The organism is Streptococcus fryi, from assembly GCF_053206505.1.
In genome coordinates this window covers 1-21,527 of sequence record NZ_JBRUGW010000005.1, presented here as the reverse complement: position 1 = coordinate 21,527, position 21,527 = coordinate 1, and the positions used below count along the sequence as shown (strand labels likewise).

The following is a 21,527-nucleotide window of genomic DNA, read 5'->3' as shown; positions in this document are numbered from 1 at the left end:
ATTTTAATGACGAGAAGCTACAGTAATCCAGTACCGTGAACTTGATTAGTTCCTGTCTCGTTAAGTAAACTGATATAATTATCCTTATTTACTCCCCCACCAAGTAGGATTTCAATACGACCATTGGCATGAGCAATAAGGTCTTTCAGATGTGGTAGGTTATCAAAAATATCATGACGCTCAGCACTACCATGTAAAAGAATTCGAGTAAAGCCTAAGTCAACCAGTTGATCTATAGCTTCTTTTTGTTTCTCTGTTGGGATCAAATCAAAAGCCATATGGAAAACCATATCAACACCTTGGCATGCTGGAAGGAGAGATTGAATACCATCAATGTCGAGCTCGTTTTCTGGAGTTAATAACCCAAAAACTAAGGCATCACTTTCTAATTCAACAGCTCTAAGAATATCTTCTTCCATGATTTTTATTTCAATGTCTGTATAGACGAAGTCCCCACCACGAGGTCGAATCATTGTAGCCAGACTGATGTTATGGTCATGCAAATATTTCGAAGCTTCTTTAATAACGCCGTAACTTGGCGTTGTGCCACCCACGGCCAAATTATCACATAATTCCACACGAGTAATATCTGTTCCGACCAATCGATGTAGGTCTGTTAGATTTTCTGCACAAAATTCTTTAATCATGTTCTCTCCTTTACATACAGCAATGCTATGATTTTTAAGATTAAATTTCTTATATTATATCATGATTATTCTTCCTTACTCAACTGATTATAGTTAATTCTCTCTTTACAATTACGAGTTACTTTGATAAAATGATGAAAAATTCACTATTTGACAAATGAAGTGATCTTACTGGAGGGAATAATGGAAATTCGTTTGGCACATCCCAATGAAGTCTCTGATATCATGACGATTATTAATCAAGCACGTGCCTATATCGCTAGCTACGGTAGTGACCAATGGCAGAATGGTTATCCCGATGCCGATACCATTATTGATGATATTATTAGTGGTCAAGGTTATGTGGCTTTAGTTGAAGGGCAACTAGCAGGTTACACAGCTTTGGTTAAAGGCCCGGAAAAAGCTTATGATGCTATCTATGATGGAAAGTGGTTGATAGATAATCAAGATTATATAGCCTTTCACCGTATTGCTGTGGCTGATGCTTTTCGTCGGCAACAGATTGGCTTGACTATGCTTGAAGGCTTAATGGAAATGAGGGATGAAACAGATTTTAGATGTGATACACATCCTGATAACAAGGCCATGAATGCCTTACTAAATAAACTAGGCTTTGCTTATTGTGGTACAGTCATGTTTGAAGGTGAGCGTTTAGCTTATCAACTGGTTAAGACTGAAAAAAATAGAGCACCATTAGATTATATTTTAGAGGGTGGCGATTGATAAATGCTATCCCGTAATATGAGACATTAAACCTATCAAAGAATGGAAAGAGAGAATGACATGTTAGTCTTTTACGAATACCCAAAATGTTCGACATGCCGTAAGGCAAAAGCAGAATTAAAAGCTTTGGGAGTAGATTTTGAAACGGTGGGTATTAAGCAAACGCCACCTGATGTAACTTCTTTAAAAGCTTGGATGGATGCAACAGGTTTAGAGCTTAAAAAATATTTCAATACAAGTGGTAATAGTTACCGTGAACTTGGTTTAAAAGATCGTTTGCCACGATTGACAGAAGCTGAAGCTCTTGAGTTGTTAGCAGCTGATGGGATGTTAATTAAACGTCCATTGTTAGTGAAGGACGGGAAGGTTTTACAAATTGGTTATCGAACAACGTATAAGGAATTAGATAGCTTATAATAATGAAATAAAAAACGAGCACCAGAGCTTACCTATGTGGAAGTCTCTAGTGTTCGTTTTTGCTTTATAGGTGACATGGGATAGTTTATCAAAGGTATTTTTTAGCGACTTCTAAATCACCAGGGTAGGATTGTCGTTCGCCATTGACAATCTGATAGGCATCGGCTCCCTTACCAGCGATGATAACGGCATCAGTATTATTTTGAGTTTGTGCCATAGCTGTTTTGATGGCTTCTTCACGATCTGTGATGATAATAGGTTCTTTATCCATATAGCTTGCAATTTCTTGTGCTATCTTGGCAGGGTCTTCATAATTAGGATCGTCAGCTGTCAGTATCACTGTTAAATCAGGATAGTGATTAAGTAGTTTACCGAAGTCAGCTCGACGGCTTTCTCCTTTATTACCAGTAGCTCCTAGAATAAGAAAAACTTGACCCGTTTGGACACCTAAGACGACCTGAATCAGCTTATTGACACTATCGCCGTTGTGAGCGTAGTCTACAAAAACTTTAGCACCATTTATCTGACTGATAACTTCCATACGACCTGGAACACTTGTTTTAGCAATGCCTTTTTTGATATCCTCTTTAGTCACACCAAGTTTTAAACAGGCTAGACCCGCTGCTAGGGCATTTTCTTGGTTAAAGCTTCCAAGTAATTGACTATCATAGTGACCATCTAATTGACCAAATATATCAAACGAGAAAGCTTTCGGATTGATAATTTGATTTTCTGATTGTGGACCATAGAAGATGTGGTCAGCGTCTGCGACCTGTTCTTTTAGAAGGTCAAAATAGGCCATCTGACTATTAATGATAACCGTACGGCTATTATCAAGAAGTAATCTCTTATGATAGAAATAGTCTTCAAATGTTGGGTGTTCTATCGGCCCGATGTGGTCAGGACTAATATTCAGAAAAATACCAACATCAAAGGTTAGTCCATAAACACGCTTGGTCAAATAAGCTTGGCTAGAGACCTCCATGATAAGATGTGTCATACCATTATCAACAGCAGTAGCCATCATTTCAAACAAATCAAGACTTTCTGGTGTGGTTAAAGTTGATTTGAAAAAAGTTTTGCCATCAAGTGTTGTATTCATAGTAGATAACATGGCAGGTTTGTGGCCTTGTTTTAAAATAGTGTAGGCGTAGTAGGCTGCTGTTGTTTTGCCCTTAGTACCTGTAAAGGCTAGGAGTTTTAACTTGTTTTGAGGATATCCGTAGAAAGCCATAGCAATTAAACTCATGGCTTGTTTGATGTCATTGACAATAATAACAGGGATGCCAACATGATAATCTCTCTCAGCAACGTAAAAACGTAGACCTTGCTGAACGGCTTCCTTGAGGAATTCTTCTTTGAAACTCAGGCCTTTAACAAAAAAGAGGGTTTGAAAGTCGGCTGTTTTGCTATTATAACTAATATTTTGGAAGGTTTCACCGTGCCAGTTATAAAATAGCTCATCATTTAAGGCAATGGTTCTAAAATTATTGTCTTGTTTTAAAATGGATAATGTTTGTTCAATAGTAATCATACTACTATTTTAGACTGAAATGCACGGTTTTACAAGTGACAAGGTCAAGATTTGTTAGCTTTAGTTTTTGACTAACCCGTTGACAACAGAGAAAAAGTTTTTAAGGGGTTGTGTCTGGTCAGAGAAAACTTAACTGAGAGCTGTGTCGTGATTTTATAGTGAAAGGACATAGTGATCAGGTTATCATTTGACGGACTATTCATTATGAGATATAATGGGGAGAAAGTAAAAAATAGAAGGTGGTTTAAAATCATGGGAAAATTTCAAGTTATTTCACACCCGCTTATTCAGCATAAGTTGTCTATTCTTCGTCGTAAGACAACGTCAACTAAAGACTTCCGTGAGTTAGTTAATGAGATTGCCATGTTGATGGGTTATGAAGTTTCTAGAGATTTACCGCTTGAAGATGTGGAAATCGAGACACCTATTACAACAACAGTACAAAAACAAGTAGCTGGTAAAAAATTAGCGATTGTTCCGATTCTTCGTGCAGGTGTTGGTATGGTTGACGGTTTGTTGAGCCTTGTTCCAGCTGCAAAAGTTGGTCACATCGGTATGTACCGTGATGAAGAAACCCTCCAACCTGTTGAGTATTTGGTTAAATTACCAGAGGATATTGACCAACGTCAAATTTTCTTGGTTGACCCAATGCTTGCGACAGGTGGTTCAGCTGTTTTAGCGATTGACTCCTTGAAAAAACGTGGTGCTGCCAATATCAAATTTGTCTGCTTAGTTGCTGCACCAGAAGGTGTCAAACTCCTTCAAGAAGCCCATCCGGATGTTGATATCTACACGGCAGCTCTCGATGAACGTTTAAATGAAAATGGCTATATTGTTCCAGGTTTAGGAGATGCAGGAGATCGCCTTTTCGGTACAAAATAATGACAAGAAATGGAGGTTTGGGTTTATATTCCCTGCCTCTCTTTTCATGTTTTCTTTGTCCCAAATAATACTTACGAGGTATTTGATTGACCAATAATATAACCAGTACAAAGAAAAAGGTTTTTGTTTGACCTTATTTGACCAATGAGGTATAATAAGATTACGATTTTATAAATATGAGGGAGAAGTTATGATTCCAGTAGTTATTGAACAAACATCACGAGGCGAGCGTTCTTACGATATTTACTCACGTCTTTTGAAGGACCGTATTATCATGTTGACGGGTCCAGTTGAGGACAATATGGCAAACTCTGTTATTGCGCAGTTGCTTTTCTTGGACGCTCAAGATCACACCAAAGACATTTACTTGTATGTGAACACACCTGGAGGTTCTGTGTCGGCTGGTCTTGCCATTGTTGATACCATGAACTTTATCAAGGCAGATGTCCAAACAATTGTTATGGGGATGGCAGCTAGCATGGGTACTGTTATTGCTTCAAGCGGTGCTAAGGGTAAACGTTTTATGTTACCGAATGCTGAGTACATGATTCATCAACCAATGGGTGGAACTGGTAGTGGTACGCAACAATCAGATATGGCGATTGCAGCAGAACACTTACTTAAGACACGTAACAATTTAGAGCGTATTTTGGCTAAAAACTCAGGTCAAACAATCAAGAAGATTCATGCAGATGCTGAACGTGACCGTTGGATGTCTGCTGAGGAGACATTGAAATATGGTTTCATTGATGAAATCATGGAAAACAATGATTTAAAATAAGTAGCATATTGATAGAAGTAACAGGCTTCAATCGTTGCAGATGCGCTTGCCAAAGTATTATTGATAAACAAGAAGTTGGGGATTGTACTCAACTTCTTTTTGCTATTAGTGATCTTCATTTGATATGACTTGGTAGCAATCTTCAGCTGTGATATAATAGAGACTATGAGTGACAGATTGAAACCAAGAAAATATGCAGTGGTTGATTTAGAGGCAACTAATCCGGGTCGAAATGCCAGTATTATTCAAGTAGGCATAGTGATTATCGAGGGAGGACGCATCACAAGGGTTTATGAAACAGATGTGAATCCTTATGAGCCTTTAGATAGCCACATTAAGCATTTGACAGGCTTAACGGATGAACGCTTGTCTAAAGCACCTGATTTTGCTCAGGTTGCTAGAGAAATTTTTGAATTGATAGAGGATGCTGTATTTGTCGCCCACAATGTGCGATTTGATGCTAATCTGTTAGCAGAGCATCTCTTTTTTGAAGGTTATGATTTACATACACCAAGGGTTGATACTGTTGAGTTGGCACAAATCTTTTTTCCAACTCTTGAAAAGTATAATTTACCAACTTTAAGTAAGGTTTTGGGCTTGCAGCTTGAAGAAGCCCATACCGCTATTTCTGATGCCTATGCCACAGCGCAATTATTCTTAAAATTGCAAGAAAAAATAGCGACTCTACCCCGTCAATTATTAGAAAAAATCCTTGTTTTTGCGGATAGTTTATTATTTGAAACGAGATTGGTGATTGAGGAGGTCTTAGATAAGGCTCCAGTCATGCTGGGGACGACTGTTCTTGAGGCAGATGGTATTATTGTCAAGGGAGAGAAACCTCTACTAAAAGAACGAGCATTTGCTGATGATTTTGGAGTTAATCTTGCTCTTCTTGAATTGGAACAACGACCTAAGCAGATGAGATTTGCGGATTTGTTGGCGCAAGCATTTGAACAGGATACGGTCAGTTTTTTACAGGCTCAGACAGGTATTGGAAAGACCTATGCTTACCTTCTGACTTTATTAGCTAAGACAAGACATCAAAAAGTGATTGTTTCTGTACCGACGATTGCTTTACAAAATCAATTGATGGCTCAGGAAATATCAGCTATTCAAGAGGTGTTTCATGTCAATGCTCTAAGTGTAAAGAGCCCACGTCATTACATTAGTTTGGAAAAATTTGCAGATAGCTTATCCCGTTTGGATAAGAATAGACTGGTGAATCGTTATAAAATGCAGTTACTAGTCTGGCTCTTTGAAACAGAGACGGGTGATTTGGATGAAATTCGTCAGAAACATCGCTATGAAGCTTTTTTTGAGAGTATCTGTCATGATGGTGAGGTACCTGAGACCAGTCGTTTTGCTGAGATGGATTTTGTTAAAAGGCGAATGGAGCAGGAGAAGTCCAGTCGTTTGATAGTGACGAATCATGCTTACCTATTGACACGTGTTGCAGATGATAAGGCTTTTTTAGATAATCATCTCTTGGTTATTGATGAAGCTCAATCCTTTTTCTTAGCACTGGAACAGTTATCAAGGCGTCGTGTGGATATGCTGGAGCAGCTGCAAATCTTATCGGGCTTGCAAACTAAGACGTCATCGGTCTTACAGAAGCGTCTTTTGGAGAGTTTGCAATTCAAGTGTCAGCAGCTGGTAGATGAAGCATCAGAGTTGGGTGTATCAATGATTTCTTTGGCTCATATTGAAAGTCTTCGTCAGGATTTATCCGAGTATTCCTTTCCTGAATTGATAGCTTTAGAGGAGTCGTTATCTTCTCGGTTTAAGGAGTTTTGGTTAGAGCGACGCCACACTGAAGGAAAAAGGCAGACGTATTTGAATGCTGCACAATTTGACCTGGTTGATGTTTCGTCAATTTTACCTGATTCGACAAAAGTTTTTTACATTTCAGCGACCTTATCCATTAGTCCTGAGCTGTCTTTGGCAGATCTATTGGGATATGAGGAGGCTAGCCACTATTCATTAGCTGAGGATAAAGTAACCAATCAAGCTATATGGATTGATACAACCATGCCTATGGTTTCTGAAGTTTCCGAAGCAACTTATCTGACAGAGATTGCTCATCGTCTAATAGCCGTTAGTGCCTTGGAAAAACCAACCGTGGTTTTATTCACATCTCGACAAGCGATGTTATCTCTCTCAGATAAGCTAGATGAAAGTGGTATTAGGCATCTTTGTCAGGATAAACATGGTCAAGCTAGCCATTTAAAAAACCGATTTGATAAGGGTGATAGTTATCTTTTACTTGGAACAGGTACTTTTTGGGAAGGTGTGGATTTTGCCAAACAAGAGCAGTTATTGGAAGTTATTGTGCGTTTGCCATTTGATAATCCAGAAGATAGGTTTACCCAAAAAATCAATGAACGGATACGTCGAGATGGCAAACATCCTTTCTATGATTATAGCTTGCCTCTTGTTGCTTTAAGATTAAAGCAAGCTATTGGACGGACAAATCGCTCACAAAGCCAAAAATCAGCTGTTCTTATTTTAGATAGTAGATTGTTATACAAGTCTTATGGAACAGGTATATGTACTGCTCTGTCTTATCAGTATGAGTTGAGAAAGCAGCCTTTTGAACAAGCGGTGATAGCTATTGACACTTATCTTGATGAATAGGCTTCAAAAATGCTGACAAGGCTCAAAAATGCTGACAAGGCTCAATTTTGTGATATAATAGAAATCGTATTGAAAACGATTTTTAGGAGTAAGGAGGCACTATGACGTTCTTATCACATCGAGTCTTAGCTATGGGAGAAAGTGTGACCTTACAAACTGCTGCTAAGGCAAAGGCACTAAAGGCTGAAGGTAGGGATATCCTGTCGCTGACTTTAGGTGAGCCAGATTTTCCAACTCCAAAAGCCATTCAGCGAAAAGCGATTGAGGCAATTGAAAATGGTAAAGCCAGTTACTATACGGTTGCCAGTGGTTTACCTGAACTAAAAGATGCGGTTATTACCTATATGGCTAATCATTATGGCTATTCTATCTCATCCAATCAGGTGGTTTTAGCAACAGGGGCTAAGTTTATTCTTTATGCTTTTTTCATGGCAGTTATCAATCCAGGTGATGAGGTCTTGATTCCAACGCCTTACTGGGTGAGTTATGCAGACCAAGTGAAGATGGCAGAAGGCAAACCAGTCTTTGTCACTGGGGAGGAACATAACCATTTTAAAGTAACTGTTGATCAGCTAGAGGCAGCTCGGACGAACAATACCAAGGTACTTTTGTTAAATAGCCCTTCCAATCCGACTGGTATGGTTTATAGCAAAGAAGAGCTTTTGGCGATTGGTCATTGGGCAGTAGAACATGATATTCTTATCTTAGCTGATGATATTTATGGGCGTCTGGTATATAATGGAACGGTATTTACACCGATTTCAAGCTTGTCAGAAGCGATTCGTCGACAGACCGTTGTTGTGAATGGAGTGTCAAAAACCTATGCGATGACGGGATGGCGTGTTGGTTTTGCAGTGGCTGAACCAGAGATTATCTCTGCTATGGCTAAAATCATCAGTCAGACCACTTCAAATCTGACAACGGTATCACAGTATGCTGCGATTGAGGCCTTGACGGGAGACCAATCAGATTTTGATGAGATGCACAAAGCTTTTGAAGAACGCTTGAACATGATTTACCCATTGCTCTGTGAGGTACCTGGTTTTGAGGTGTTGAAACCAGAAGGCGCCTTTTATCTGTTTCCAAATGTCAAAAAAGCTATGGCTATGAAAGGTTACACCAATGTGACTGACTTTACTAATGCCATTTTGGAGGAAGTGGGTGTTGCCTTAGTAACAGGAGAAGGGTTTGGTGCTCCAGAGAATGTCCGTCTTAGCTATGCCAGTGATTTAGAAACCTTGATAGAAGCCGTCAAACGCTTAAAAGCCTTTATGGCTGATTAAAATGAATATAGAAAAGAGAAATATATGTCTAGAGATTATGTATCCATTATTGATGTTAAAGACCACGTTGGTGAAGAAGTAACGATTGGTGCTTGGGTAGCCAACAAATCAGGAAAAGGGAAATTGGCTTTCTTACAATTGCGTGATGGAACAGCCTTCTTCCAAGCTGTTGCCTTCAAACCTAATTTTATCGACACATTTGGTGAAGAAGAGGGAACAGCTAAGTTTGAGACAATTAAACATCTGAGTCAAGAAACATCAGTACTTGTTAAAGGTATTGTCAAAGCAGATGAGCGTTCAAAATTTGGTTATGAGCTGGATGTGACTGATTTGGAAGTTGTTGGTGAATCTAAAGAATATCCAATAACGCCTAAAGAACACGGTACAGATTTCTTGATGGATAATCGCCACCTTTGGATTCGTTCACGTAAGCAACATGCGACCCTTCTTATCCGTAACGAAATTATTCGTGCTACTTATGAATTCTTTAACAAAGAAGGTTTCATCAAAATTGATGCTCCAATTTTGACAGGTTCAGCACCAGAAGGAACAACAGAGCTTTTTGAAACAGACTACTTTGGTACACCAGCCTACCTTAGTCAAACAGGTCAGCTCTACGGTGAAGCAGGTGCGATGGCTTTTGGTAAAATCTTTACCTTTGGTCCAACTTTCCGTGCTGAAAAATCGAAAACGCGCCGTCATTTGACAGAGTTTTGGATGATTGAGCCTGAAATGGCATTTGTACAACATGAAGAATCATTGGATATCCAAGAAGCTTATGTGAAGTACTTAATTCAAGCAGTCTTGGACAACCAACGTTATGCCCTTGAGGTCCTTGAGCGTGATACAGCTCTGCTTGAAAAATACGTAGCAGAGCCATTTAAACGCGTGACTTATGATGATGCTATTGCCCTTCTCCAAGAAAAAGAAGCAGAAAACGACTATGAGCATATCGAGTGGGGTGATGACTTCGGGTCACCACATGAAACATTTGTTTCAAACTATTACGGCGTGCCAACCTTTATCATGAACTATCCTAAGGCTATCAAAGCTTTCTACATGAAACCACATCCAACACGTGATGATGTTGTAATTTGTGCGGACTTAATTGCGCCAGAAGGTTATGGTGAAATCATTGGTGGTTCAGAACGTGCGATTGACTACGATTATTTGAAGGCAAAGGTTGAAGAGTATGGTCTTCCAGAAGAAGAGTATGCTTGGTATCTCGACCTTCGTAAATATGGTACAGTGCCACATTCAGGATTTGGTCTTGGCTTAGAGCGTGCGGTTACCTTTATTACAGGTAACAAGCATATTCGTGAAGCTATTCCATTCCCACGTATGCTAGGACGTATCAGGCCTTAATGGAGAAGTGCTATGAAAGCTATTCATACCGATAAGGCGCCCAAGGCTATTGGGCCTTATGTCCAAGCTAATGTTATTGGCAATCTTCTGTTCACATCAGGGCAAATTCCCCTCTCACCAGAAACTGGTGAGGTTGTTGGACAAACAATTGAAGAACAAACCGAACAAGTTTTGAAGAATTTGGAAGCTATCTTGACAGAAGCAGGAACCGATTTTAATCATGTGGTGAAAGCGACCTGTTTCTTGAAAAATATGTCTGATTTTGTAGCTTTTAATCAGGTCTATCAAAATGCCTTCCAAACAAACTTTCCAGCGCGTTCAGCTGTTGAAGTTGCTCGTCTCCCTAAAGACGTTTTGATTGAGATTGAAGTGATTGCCTCGGTGTAATCATTTAATGTTGAGATTGGAATAAATGTTCAGGATTGCGCTGTAATCTTGGTTGTTGCTTCCAATCTCATTTTTTATTGATACCAAAGCATTTATTTAGCTATTACGACATGATTATGATAGAATATCAAGGAAATATGCGATAGCATTCGTGTAAGATATATTGAAGAGGTTATTTAGGAGGTTGTATGAGGTATTGCCATGCAGGAGATAAGCAACATCGTTTTTCATTTCGAAAATTATCTGTTGGTCTAGTATCGGCAGCAGTTGCGAGTGTTTTTTTAGGTTATAGTGATTATAGTGTTCAGCCAGTTTTAGCAACAACTCAGACTGCTAAAGAGCAGTTGTCTACGGTGGGGATTTATCATACGACCGAAAATGAGTTGACTGAAGAAGAGCGTGAACGTGTGATTAAGGCTCTGCCAGTGCAACTAGAGGCAGGAGACCAAGCGTATTATTATGTGTATCGTCCCACTTCAGTTTACCTACCAAAAACGGGAGAATTAAATGGTTTTGCTTCTCTTGCAGGTGTTGGTTTCTTAGTTTTAGTGGCAACTTATCATCGCAAGCGCCGTCAGTGGTTGTTATCAGTTGCATTATTGACAACGGCAGGAACTTTACTCCTATCAACTGATGCTGAGGCTTTAACGAGCCATATCTTAGCACATTTTAACCAAAATATTGAGTTGTCTGTAGGAGATAAGTTACCTCATCCAACCAAGATTGATGGTTATGATTATGTAGGCTATTTGAAAATCACTAATGCTGATAAGGTATTAGAAAATGCTGTAGGCAATGATTTGATGCAGGCAGATCTTATTCATGAAGGTCGCAAGACTGAGGATAGCGAGGTTGTCGGAAGCTCAGTAACCAAAGAAGAACAGGCAGAAGTTGTCTATACAGAAACAGTCTCTAAACTTGATATTGCTTTTGATAGTCAAGAAATAGAGACACCAGAACTTTTTGAAGGGGAGCGTGAACTTATTCAGAGTGGTGTCGTTGGTGAACGCACAATTGTAACTGGCAAATTTATCTCGATGGGGCAATTGATTTCTGAACAGGTTGTTTCCGATACTGTTACACGTGACCCTAAACCAGAAATAATTCGTATTGGAACGAAAAAGCGTCAATCTGAGGTAACGCAGAGTTATCCTGTTTCTGCTGGTTTGCCAGAAGTTGTTCGCAATGAAACAGTAGAAAAGCAAATAGTACCTTATGATATTCAAGAAGTAGCAAGTGCAGACTTATATGAAGGAGAGCGTACAATTGGGCAAATGGGAGTTGCTGGTGAACGTACAATTGTAACTGAGCTCTTTACATCTGATGGCAAGCTTGTATCTGAAAAAGTTATTTCAGATAGTATTACCATTGCCCCCCAGCCAGAAATTATCTATGTTGGAACCAAGCCACGTGTAACAGAAGTCCCTACTAATTTCCCAGTTACCTCAGCTTCTCCAGAAGTTCTTCAGACAGAGGTTGTTGAAACATTATCGGTTGATTTTGATGTTCAAGAAGTAGCTAGTTCGGAATTGTATGAGGGTGAACGAAAGGTAGGACAACTTGGAGTACCAGGTGAACGCACAATCGTCACAGAACGCTTTGTTTCAGAAGATGAAGTTGTTTCAGAAAGGGTTATTTCAGATAGTATTACCATTGCCCCCCAGCCAGAAATTATCTATGTTGGAACTAAGCCACGTGTAGCAGAAGTCCCTACTAATTTCCCGGTTACCTCAACTTCTCCAGAAGTTCTTCAGACAGAGGTTGTTGAAACATTATCGGTTGATTTTGAGGTTCAAGAAGTAGCCAGTTCTGAATTGTATGAGGGTGAAAGAAAGGTAGGACAACTTGGAGTACCAGGTGAACGCACAATCGTCACAGAACGCTTTATTTCAGAAGATGAAGTTGTTTCAGAAAGGGTTGTCTCAGATAGTATTACACGTGCTCCTCAGCCAGAGATTATCTATGTTGGAACCAAGAAAAAAGTGACAAGTGTTCCAATGGAAACGCTAGTTATAGATGATAAGCCTGCTGCTACTATCAGTGTTGATAAGCAAGAAATGCCATTTGATACTCGCTATGAAGCTGATGAGACGATGCCTTTAGGAGAGAAAACGGTATCGGTTAGGGGAATCAACGGTGAGCGTCAATTGACAACAGTTGATGGTCAAGTTATCCAAGAAGAGATTATTAGAGAAGTAAGGACTGAGATTGTCACAGTTGGAACAGCTCCAACAAAAACAGTAACTGATCTTCCATTTGAGATTGAGTATGTTGAAGACTCGACTAAATATATTGATACAGAGGAAGAAGTTGTTAAAGAAGGTGTAAATGGCCAACGCATACTAACAACAACCTATAGCGTTGATACAGTTACAGGTATCGTAACGCCAAATCAGCCAATAGAAGATATTGTAGAACCTGTTAAAAAGGTAGTGAAAATAGGAACAAAAGTAAGAGAACTTCCTATTTTAGAAATTGATCGAATCGATAAGAATGAAGATGAACGCTCTGCTCTTGCTCACTTTACGTTGAGAGATGATAGTAAGGTGGCATTGTCAGCTAAAGCTCAGTTGTATAAGGGAAATGTTCTTGTTAAGGAATTCCCAATACAAAATAAATCAGAGAGTCTTTTAATGACTGATTTGGAGTATTATACAGACTATACTCTAAAAACAGTTCTCACCTATGACATTGGTCAGGGTGAAATCTCTGAGTTACAGACAGATATAGAAGAATTCCGTTTAGAATATAAAAAAATAGAAATCAAAGACATTGATAATATTCATCTATATCGTAAAGATAACGATCGTTATGTTCGTCTATTCTCATTGACAGAAAAACCAAGCAATTTAGACGATTACTTTGTAAAAATAGATTCAGATCGTTTTAAAGATGTCTTACTCCCAATCAAGTCAATTGATGAGAGTGAATCAGGGAATTACAGTGTGAAGGCTCACATTCCAGAGTTAGTGCAAGGTAAAACAGATGTCTATCAGCCTGATTTTACATTTGAGGTGGCGAAAGCCAAACAGGGTCCGATGCTCTACTCAAGTTTTAAAGCTTTAGTTGAAGCTATAAAAGGAAATCCAACAGGAAACTTCCAACTATCTTCGAACATTAGTGCAACTGATGTAGCTGATGATGGTTCGCCGTCGTATATTCCTGAAACGTTTAGTGGGACATTGACAGGTTTAGGTCTTGACAATAAACCATATGCGATTTACGATTTGGCTAAGCCTTTGTTTAAGACCCTTAGTCGTGCTACTGTCAAAGATCTTGATTTGAAGAATGTATCTATCTTTACAAAAAATAACAATGTCGCTCCATTGTCTATTACAGCGACAGATCGTAGTCGGATTGAAAATCTATCAGTAGAAGGAAAGATTACCGCTGATAAATTTGTTGCGGGAGTCGTTGCAAACGCTGAAAAAGGGACTACGATTACCAATACAGCCTTTACAGGAACGTTGAGAAGCCTTAGTCAAGACAACACAGATAATAGTGTTGGTGGTATTGTTGCGGTTGCTTCGCTTAGTTCAATGCTTTCGAAAGTTCGTTCAGATGCTTCAACCTACATTATCGCCAATAGCAACAATCAAAAAGCTGGTTCACTTGTCGGGATCTTAAAAGACAGCTCTACGCTATCGGATAGTTATGCTAGTGGTAAATTAGTTAATTCAGGTCAAGGCGGTCAAATTGGTGGTCTTGTTGGTTCGACATGGAAAGCAGGAGTTGTTCGAAATGTTATTTCTGAAGTAGATGTCATTAATGGAAATAAGGTGCATGGTGACTCAGGATATGGCCGTGCTTCGATTACAGATGTCTTTGTCCGTGATAACGTTCGTGGAAAAGAAGATCTTTGGAGTAAGCAAACAGTGACTAGCGCTGAAGCTGAGGCTAAACGTGATGCACTTGGTATTACGACGACCTTGTCGGATACAACAGATTCAATGGCTTCTAATTTATACAGTGTTGATTATCTCGGAGTCAAAAATGCTCAAGCAGGACGCGAAACTATTTACAACAATATTGAACGATTAATGCCATTCTATAACAAAGAATTAATCGTGTATTACGGTAATAAACTTGATACTAGCCATAAATTAGCACGTGTTGCCTTGGTAGACGTTGTACCTATGTTCGATAACATTATTGTGACCAACCTTTCAGCAGATAAAGCTCGTATTAATCGCATCATGCTTTATTATTCAGATAATACTGTTGATTATTTAGATGTGAGCTTTAAAGAGACTTTCGCGAATAACCACGTTGTAGAGTATGATCTTGCTGACACAGGTCTTATCTATACTCCAGAAGAATTGGTTTCTGATTACGCTAGTTTGATCGCTAAGTTAAACCCACTATTATCAAGTGTCAACTTTGATTCTGCTGAAATAAGAACAGCATTAAACTTACCAGTTGATGATGGTGATAATAAATTATCACGTCTCTATTTAGAGGAGTCTTTCAACGCGATTAAAGCAGATTTGAACACTCATTTAATCAAAACTCTTTCTATGAACAATGCCATCAACACGAGAGGTCTTGCTGTTGAAGATTATTTATTCCAAAAAATAGCTCAAAATAAAGAAGCATTTCTATTAGGTTTGGCCTATCTTCAGCGTTGGTACGATATCAACTATGATACGATTAATACCAAAGAGTTATCAACGTATAAATTTGATTTCTTTGGTAACAATGCTACAAGCACGATTGATGAGATTATCAAACTTGGTCAGTCAGGTTATCCTTACCTTCAAGCTAATAAAAACGAAGTGACCTACAATCATTTATTGGCAGATGTCAAGCATAAAGATGGGCTATTCAGTTATTTAGAATCGTATCGTCATTTGTTTGTTCCAAATAAATCTAATGCTGATTGGTTTAAAGATAATACGAAAGCCTATATGCCAGAGTTGCTATCTAATATTGAGGAATTAAAAGCCAAGCAATTAGCAGCGCCAAGAGATAGCTTATATACGCATCGTGTTTATAACCGCTTAACTCAAAATAATTGGCCTTATCGGAATATGGTGTTACCTTTGTTAACGCTAAAAGATGAGAGTGTTTATGTCATACCGTCATTATCGACCTTATCGTTTGGTGGTTATGAGCGTTACTTGAGTGATCAAGGAGCAAAAGATGGAGATCCGAAAGCCTATGTCAGAAGTTTGGTTGACCAGTCTGCTGAATGGCACCGCAATCATTTTGACTTCTGGTATAAATTATTAAGTCCTGAATTTAAAGAAAAATTACCACGAAATGTACTAAACTATGATGGGTTTAGTTTCCCTGATGCATCAGGGAAAGCATTGTGGCGGACATTAGATGATGAGTCATCGTCCATCAGAGGATTCTTTGGACCAGTAGGACGTTGGTACGGTCATAATGGGCTTCTTGCTTATGCTAATGGCAGTGCGACACATTTTGTTGATGCCAAATTATTAACTAGGTATGGGGCTGCAACCTATACGCATGAAATGGTTCATAATTCTGATGGTAATATTTATTTTGAAGGCTATGGCAGACGTACTGGTCAGGGAGGAGAGCTATTTGCTGAAGGTTTACTACAGTCACCAGACTATATTGAGCAACCTAGTCTAGCGATCAATCATATTTTCAATGATGAGGCTGATTCTGCTAACAGAATGCATACCAATCGTCCAAATCAGCGCTTTAATAATGCTCAAGATTTACAACATTATTTCAAAGGTATTTTTGATGTGATGTACTTACTTGAATATGCAGAAGGACAATCGGTGCTCAAACAAACAGCTGATGTTAAAAAAGCTTGGTTACGTAAGATAGAAAATTACTATGTTCAAGATCCAAAATCGAATCAGAACACACATGCAGGCAATACGATTTCACAACTAACAGATGAAGACATTGCACGCTTAACGTCATTTGACAGTTTGATTGATAATAATATTGTCACTCGAAGGGGTTACTCTGACGGTAAAAAAGATAGAAATGGTTATTATACTATTTCAATTAGTGCACCAAACTATGCTGCTTTATCGAATGAATATGGTGCACCTGGAGATATCATGTTCAGACGAATGGCCTTTGAACTTCTAGCAGCTAAAGGTTATCATGAAGGGTTCTTACCTTATGTTTCAAACCAATTTAAGGATATAGCAATTGCTGAAAACTCTTTAACTTGGTCGAATTGGGAGAGAAAAGATATTCCTTTGGTGACAGATAAGCATGTGTTTGATAACGTATTGGCATCGGAGTATGGTAGTTGGTCAGACTTTAAAAAGCAAATGTATCGAGAGCGAATTGCTAAGAAGGATAGTATTAAGCCTGTAACAATTCAGTATAAACTAGGTGATAAGAGAAGTACGCAGGAAGTAACGATATCATCTTATGAGCAATTACAGCAATTAATCGATGACGCATTAGCATATGATATCAAGAATTTATCAAATGCTACAAAATATGCTGATGATAGCTTTGTAGAACTTCTGAAAAGAAAGATTTATAATGCTTACTTACGTGATTCGAATGATTTCGCTGATTCTATTTTCAAATAGCAGGTTTTTGGAAGTAAAGTAAATGGTAGGAATGATAGCTTTTGGTGAGCATATTTATTGCTTCTTATTTGAAAACAAGGTATTCTGTTAATGAATAGTAAGCACTATTCAAATGTAAAAAAGGAATTGAAGTATAAAATGAAAAAATTATTAAGTGTTGCAGTGTTGGGAACAGGTTTGTTTTTAGTAGCGTGTGGTCATCAGACAACGACACAAGCACCGACTACCCCTGCAAAACAGACAGATTCTACAGCACAAAAAACATCAGATAGCAATCTCAAAGAATTGACTTTAGAACAAGCTAAGAAAATTGCGTTTGAAGATGCTGGTGTTACTGAAGCTGATGTCATGAATTTAGCTGTTGAAGAAGATATGGATTTGATGCAAAAATCTTTTGACATTTCATTTGATGCCAATAATGAAGAATATAGCTATAAAATTGATCAATCAAACGGCTCTATCTTAGAAAGAAAAGTTGAGATGGCAGATGGTGTAGTAGCAACTTCTGTAGATACTTCTAAAGCTAAAGAAGTAGCATTAGCTGATGCTGGATTATCAGAAAGTGCCGTGACGAATCTACGTGTGAAACAAGATAACGATGATATGGTTGTTGTATTTGATGTTGATTTTGTTCATAACGGTATGGAGTATCACTATGTTATTGATGCAAACTCAACGAATATTATTGAAAAAGAGATTGAATCAGTAAACGATTAATTAAAGTGATAGACCAATTTTGATAAAGTTCTATCAAACAAATGACTTTTATCGTTTGTGAGTAACGAGTTAAAGCCCTCCCAGAGAAATATTTCTCTAGGAGGGCTTTATTTCGTTATGTGACTTTTAGTCCGTCTCGCTCCGTAAGGTGCGAGACAAATAAACCACCCGCTATGCGGGTGCGCATCGCAGGTTATACCAAAAAACTCCAAACGCGATACAATAAAGGTGTTCAAGCCTATTGCAAAGCGAAAGGAGAAAAATATGGCACAGAAGGCACATAGTTTATCACATACAAAGTGGATGTGTAAATACCACATTGTGTTTACACCTAAGTATAGACGAAAAGTTATTTATAATCAATATAGAAGCAGTTTAGGAGAAATATTTCGCCGTTTATGTCGTTACAAAGGGGTTGAAATAATCGAGGGGCATCTGATGCCAGACCATGTTCATATGCTTGTCAGTATTCCACCAAGGGTAAGTGTTTCAAGTTTCATGGGTTATTTAAAAGGTAAAAGTGCTCTTATGATGTTTGATAAACACGCGAATCTCAAATACAAATTTGGCAATCGCCATTTTTGGGCAGAGGGATATTATGTAAGTACGGTTGGACTTAATGAAGCCACAATTAAGAAATATATACAAGAACAGGAAAAACATGATATAGCACTTGATAAATTGAGTGTGAAAGAGTATGAAGATCCCTTTAGGGATAATGGCAAGTAGTACGAATGCCTCTTTAAGAGGCTAGTGACGAGTCAAAAGCAGTGAGGCTTGAACAAAGTGAAAGCCAGCGTCTTTAGGCGCTGGCTGGTGATGTGGGCTTATAGCCCTTGTTCAAACCACCCGTTTGACGGGTGGTCATGATTATGTCATTTATAACAAATATTGTTCTAAAAAATTCTTTTGTCTTGGGATAACTTTATGCTCATTTAAAAAGTTTTTAAGTTGATCTATAGATACCCAAATAAAATTACTTGTTTCACCTTTTTGTAATTGAATAGCTTTTTTATCGATATTGGTTTTGGCGAGGTAAATATCAAAATGACAAGCATAGTCATAGTTAGTAAATTGATGGATGAGTTGACAATCTTTCTTTTTTAGAGAAATACCTGTTTCTTCTAAGGTTTCTCGCTGAACGGCAGTCAGACTATCTTCTCCCTTTAGGGCAGAACCACCAGCAGTAGCTTCAAAAAAAGAGGGATAAGATGCCTTGTTGACATCCCTTTGCATAAATAAAATACTACCATCTTCGTGTTGGACGATGGCTTCAACAACGAGATGAAAAAGTCCTTTCGGAATCGGGTTATCTCTAACTAATGTGTGATTGATGAAATGACGGTTTTCATCATAAGCGTCCCATGTTTCCATATATCCTCCTTTATTTTCCAAATAGTTTTTGCCAAAATCCCTTTTTTTCTTCTTGATCTGGAGTCTTAAGTGAAACGGTTTGCCATTGTTCAGGAAAAAGGTGCTTGACATCAGTAGCTTCTACATTTTCGGCATTATTTGTGTGAACGACGATACCAAACGGTGAATGGCTACTATTGTCATTAACCACCATTGCAGGAATGTGAAGTTCCTGAGCTCTTTGTAGAAGGAGTATTTGTTTATTTGAAGCTAACTCGCTATTAATCTTGAGGTTTAGATTTTTGTATTTGACTTCTAGATTAAGTAAGATTGAGGGGAGTTTATCGTTTATTAACTGGGTCAGGCTGTCCTCAATAGGAATGGTTAAAACGACTCTCTCTTTGAATGTACCTAAATATAAACGTTGTTCGTCTGGTTTTACGCGTGTTTCACCATTAGAGGAACGCAAGATTTTTTGGTTAATAGTTGTTATGATATAGACTCCTTTCAGCAAGTTTAAATTAATTATACCATAAATAGTTGCTACTGATGTGTTAGTTATCGTGTTTTGCTATAAATGATAAATGAAAATAAAATCATGATAAAGTAAAGTTTTTCAGAAAACGTTTTTCATTTGCTTAAGAATTTAGTTTGTGTTATAATTAACAGGTAAAAAATAAACTCATAAGGAGAGTATATAATGTCAATTATTACTGATGTTTACGCTCGCGAAGTCCTAGACTCACGCGGTAACCCAACACTTGAAGTAGAAGTTTACACTGAATCAGGTGCTTTCGGACGTGGTATGGTTCCTTCAGGAGCTTCTACTGGTGAGCACGAAGCAGTTGAACTTCGTGATGGTGATAAATCACGTTACCTAGGTCTTGGTACTCAAAAAGCTGTTGACAATGTTAATAACGTTATCGCTGACGCTATCGTTGGTTATGATGTTCGTGATCAACAAGCTATTGACCGTGCAATGATCGCACTTGACGGTACTCCTAACAAAGGTAAACTTGGAGCGAACGCTATCCTTGGTGTTTCTATCGCCGTAGCTCGTGCTGCAGCTGACTACCTTGAAGTACCACTTTACAACTACCTTGGTGGTTTCAATGCTAAAGTTCTTCCAACACCAATGATGAACATCATCAATGGTGGATCACACTCAGATGCACCTATCGCATTCCAAGAGTTCATGATCATGCCAGTTGGTGCTCCAACATTCAAAGAAGGTCTTCGTTGGGGAGCTGAAGTATTCCATGCTCTTAAGAAAATCCTTAAACAACGTGGTCTTGTAACTGCTGTTGGTGATGAAGGTGGATTTGCACCTAAGTTTGAAGGAACTGAAGATGGTGTAGAAACAATCCTTAAAGCTATTGAAGCAGCTGGTTATGAAGCTGGTGAAAATGGTATCATGATTGGTTTTGACTGTGCGTCATCAGAATTCTACGACAAAGAGCGTGGTGTTTATGACTACACTAAATTTGAAGGTCCTGGTGGGGCAGTTCGTACATCTGCTCAACAAGTTGACTATCTTGAAGAGTTAGTAAATAAATACCCAATCATTACTATCGAAGATGGTATGGATGAAAATGACTGGGATGGTTGGAAAGCTCTTACTGAGCGTCTTGGCAAACGTGTTCAATTGGTTGGTGACGACTTCTTCGTTACAAACACTGAATACTTAGCTAAAGGTATTGCAGAAGGTGCTGCTAACTCAATCCTTATCAAAGTTAACCAAATCGGTACACTTACTGAAACATTTGAAGCTATCGAAATGGCTAAAGAAGCTGGTTATACTGCAGTTGTATCACACCGTTCAGGTGAAACGGAAGATTCAACAATTGCTGATATCGCTGTTGCAACTAACGCTGGCCAAATCAAGACAGGTTCATTGTCACGTACAGACCGTATCGCTAAATATAACCAATTACTTCGTATCGAAGATCAACTTGGTGAAGTGGCACAATACAAAGGTCTTAAATCATTCTATAACCTTAAAAAATAATCTGATAACAGGTTAAAGGTCTGAAAAATATAACAAAAACACTCTAGGACGTTGGTCTAGAGTGTTTTTGTCATGTTTAACGATAAGTTTTTCTTTACGATTTTTTTAAAAATTTGTATAGAAAAAATGAGGCTCTTTGTCAACTGTAGTGGGTAGATGAAAAGCTAACATCTGGAGAGAATCAGATTGGTTCTCTCCTTTTTGATGTTCAAGGCAATCAAAATCCTTCTTTTAAAGTTGTCAAAGTTTCGGAATCC

Annotated in this window: 16 protein-coding genes; 12 read left to right on the top strand and 4 right to left on the bottom strand. The window is 38.4% G+C overall.

Translation table 11 applies throughout. From position 1 onward, the window contains the following. Window positions 1-17 precede the first annotated feature (17 nt). Complete coding sequence (locus tag ACVRZH_RS02440) at window positions 18-647, bottom strand: copper homeostasis protein CutC (RefSeq protein ID WP_447453740.1); 630 nt, start codon at window positions 645-647, stop codon at window positions 18-20. A gap of 183 nt (window positions 648-830) precedes the next feature. Between ACVRZH_RS02440 and ACVRZH_RS02435 the strand changes: the two genes are divergently transcribed. Together ACVRZH_RS02435 and ACVRZH_RS02430 are read left to right on the top strand one after the other, a co-directional pair. Then, a complete protein-coding gene (locus ACVRZH_RS02435; RefSeq protein WP_447453739.1) occupies window positions 831-1,370 on the top strand; it encodes a GNAT family N-acetyltransferase in 540 nt (179 codons plus the stop codon). Between the two features lie 60 nt (window positions 1,371-1,430). After that, window positions 1,431-1,787, top strand: a complete 357-nt coding sequence (locus ACVRZH_RS02430; protein WP_447453738.1) for a Spx/MgsR family RNA polymerase-binding regulatory protein — start codon at window positions 1,431-1,433, stop codon at window positions 1,785-1,787. An 88-nt stretch (window positions 1,788-1,875) separates the two neighbouring features. On the opposite strand, the gene ACVRZH_RS02425 is transcribed toward ACVRZH_RS02430, so the two are convergent. Further along, entirely contained in the window at window positions 1,876-3,321 is a 1,446-nt protein-coding gene (locus ACVRZH_RS02425) for a UDP-N-acetylmuramoyl-L-alanyl-D-glutamate--L-lysine ligase (protein WP_447453737.1), read from the bottom strand. A 252-nt stretch (window positions 3,322-3,573) separates the two neighbouring features. Between ACVRZH_RS02425 and upp the strand changes: the two genes are divergently transcribed. The 9 genes from upp to tnpA all read left to right on the top strand — a co-directional run bounded on the left by upp (window position 3,574) and on the right by tnpA (window position 18,638). Further along, on the top strand, window positions 3,574-4,203 hold the full coding sequence (gene upp / locus ACVRZH_RS02420; protein ID WP_447453736.1) for a uracil phosphoribosyltransferase: 630 nt from the start codon (window positions 3,574-3,576) through the stop codon (window positions 4,201-4,203). Window positions 4,204-4,393: 190 nt separating this feature from the next. After that, on the top strand, window positions 4,394-4,984 hold the full coding sequence (locus ACVRZH_RS02415) for an ATP-dependent Clp protease proteolytic subunit (RefSeq protein ID WP_447453735.1): 591 nt from the start codon (window positions 4,394-4,396) through the stop codon (window positions 4,982-4,984). A 165-nt stretch (window positions 4,985-5,149) separates the two neighbouring features. Beyond that, window positions 5,150-7,618 (top strand): bifunctional DnaQ family exonuclease/ATP-dependent helicase, encoded by a 2,469-nt coding sequence (locus ACVRZH_RS02410; protein ID WP_447453734.1) that lies wholly within the window; start codon window positions 5,150-5,152, stop codon window positions 7,616-7,618. Between the two features lie 101 nt (window positions 7,619-7,719). After that, window positions 7,720-8,901: a pyridoxal phosphate-dependent aminotransferase gene (locus tag ACVRZH_RS02405; protein WP_447453733.1), complete on the top strand. Its 1,182-nt coding sequence runs from the start codon at window positions 7,720-7,722 to the stop codon at window positions 8,899-8,901. A gap of 24 nt (window positions 8,902-8,925) precedes the next feature. Next, the gene (gene asnS / locus ACVRZH_RS02400) at window positions 8,926-10,266 is read left to right on the top strand and encodes an asparagine--tRNA ligase (RefSeq protein ID WP_447453732.1); all 1,341 of its coding nucleotides are present in this window, start codon (window positions 8,926-8,928) and stop codon (window positions 10,264-10,266) included. 12 nt (window positions 10,267-10,278) lie between these two features. Then, window positions 10,279-10,653, top strand: coding sequence for a RidA family protein (locus ACVRZH_RS02395; RefSeq protein ID WP_447453731.1), 375 nt, complete (start codon window positions 10,279-10,281; stop codon window positions 10,651-10,653). A gap of 188 nt (window positions 10,654-10,841) precedes the next feature. Further along, complete coding sequence (locus ACVRZH_RS02390; protein ID WP_447453730.1) at window positions 10,842-17,192, top strand: ZmpA/ZmpB/ZmpC family metallo-endopeptidase; 6,351 nt, start codon at window positions 10,842-10,844, stop codon at window positions 17,190-17,192. A gap of 138 nt (window positions 17,193-17,330) precedes the next feature. Next, the gene (locus ACVRZH_RS02385; protein ID WP_447453729.1) at window positions 17,331-17,909 is read left to right on the top strand and encodes a PepSY domain-containing protein; all 579 of its coding nucleotides are present in this window, start codon (window positions 17,331-17,333) and stop codon (window positions 17,907-17,909) included. Between the two features lie 264 nt (window positions 17,910-18,173). Then, entirely contained in the window at window positions 18,174-18,638 is a 465-nt protein-coding gene (gene tnpA / locus ACVRZH_RS02380) for an IS200/IS605 family transposase (RefSeq protein ID WP_447453728.1), read from the top strand. A 150-nt stretch (window positions 18,639-18,788) separates the two neighbouring features. On the opposite strand, the gene ACVRZH_RS02375 is transcribed toward tnpA, so the two are convergent. Together ACVRZH_RS02375 and ACVRZH_RS02370 are read right to left on the bottom strand one after the other, a co-directional pair. Then, entirely contained in the window at window positions 18,789-19,283 is a 495-nt protein-coding gene (locus ACVRZH_RS02375) for an NUDIX hydrolase (RefSeq protein WP_447453727.1), read from the bottom strand. A gap of 10 nt (window positions 19,284-19,293) precedes the next feature. Further along, the gene (locus ACVRZH_RS02370) at window positions 19,294-19,776 is read right to left on the bottom strand and encodes a DUF1694 domain-containing protein (RefSeq protein ID WP_447453726.1); all 483 of its coding nucleotides are present in this window, start codon (window positions 19,774-19,776) and stop codon (window positions 19,294-19,296) included. Window positions 19,777-19,962: 186 nt separating this feature from the next. Between ACVRZH_RS02370 and eno the strand changes: the two genes are divergently transcribed. Then, entirely contained in the window at window positions 19,963-21,270 is a 1,308-nt protein-coding gene (gene eno / locus ACVRZH_RS02365) for a surface-displayed alpha-enolase (protein ID WP_447453725.1), read from the top strand. The last annotated feature ends 257 nt before the right edge of the window (window positions 21,271-21,527 follow it).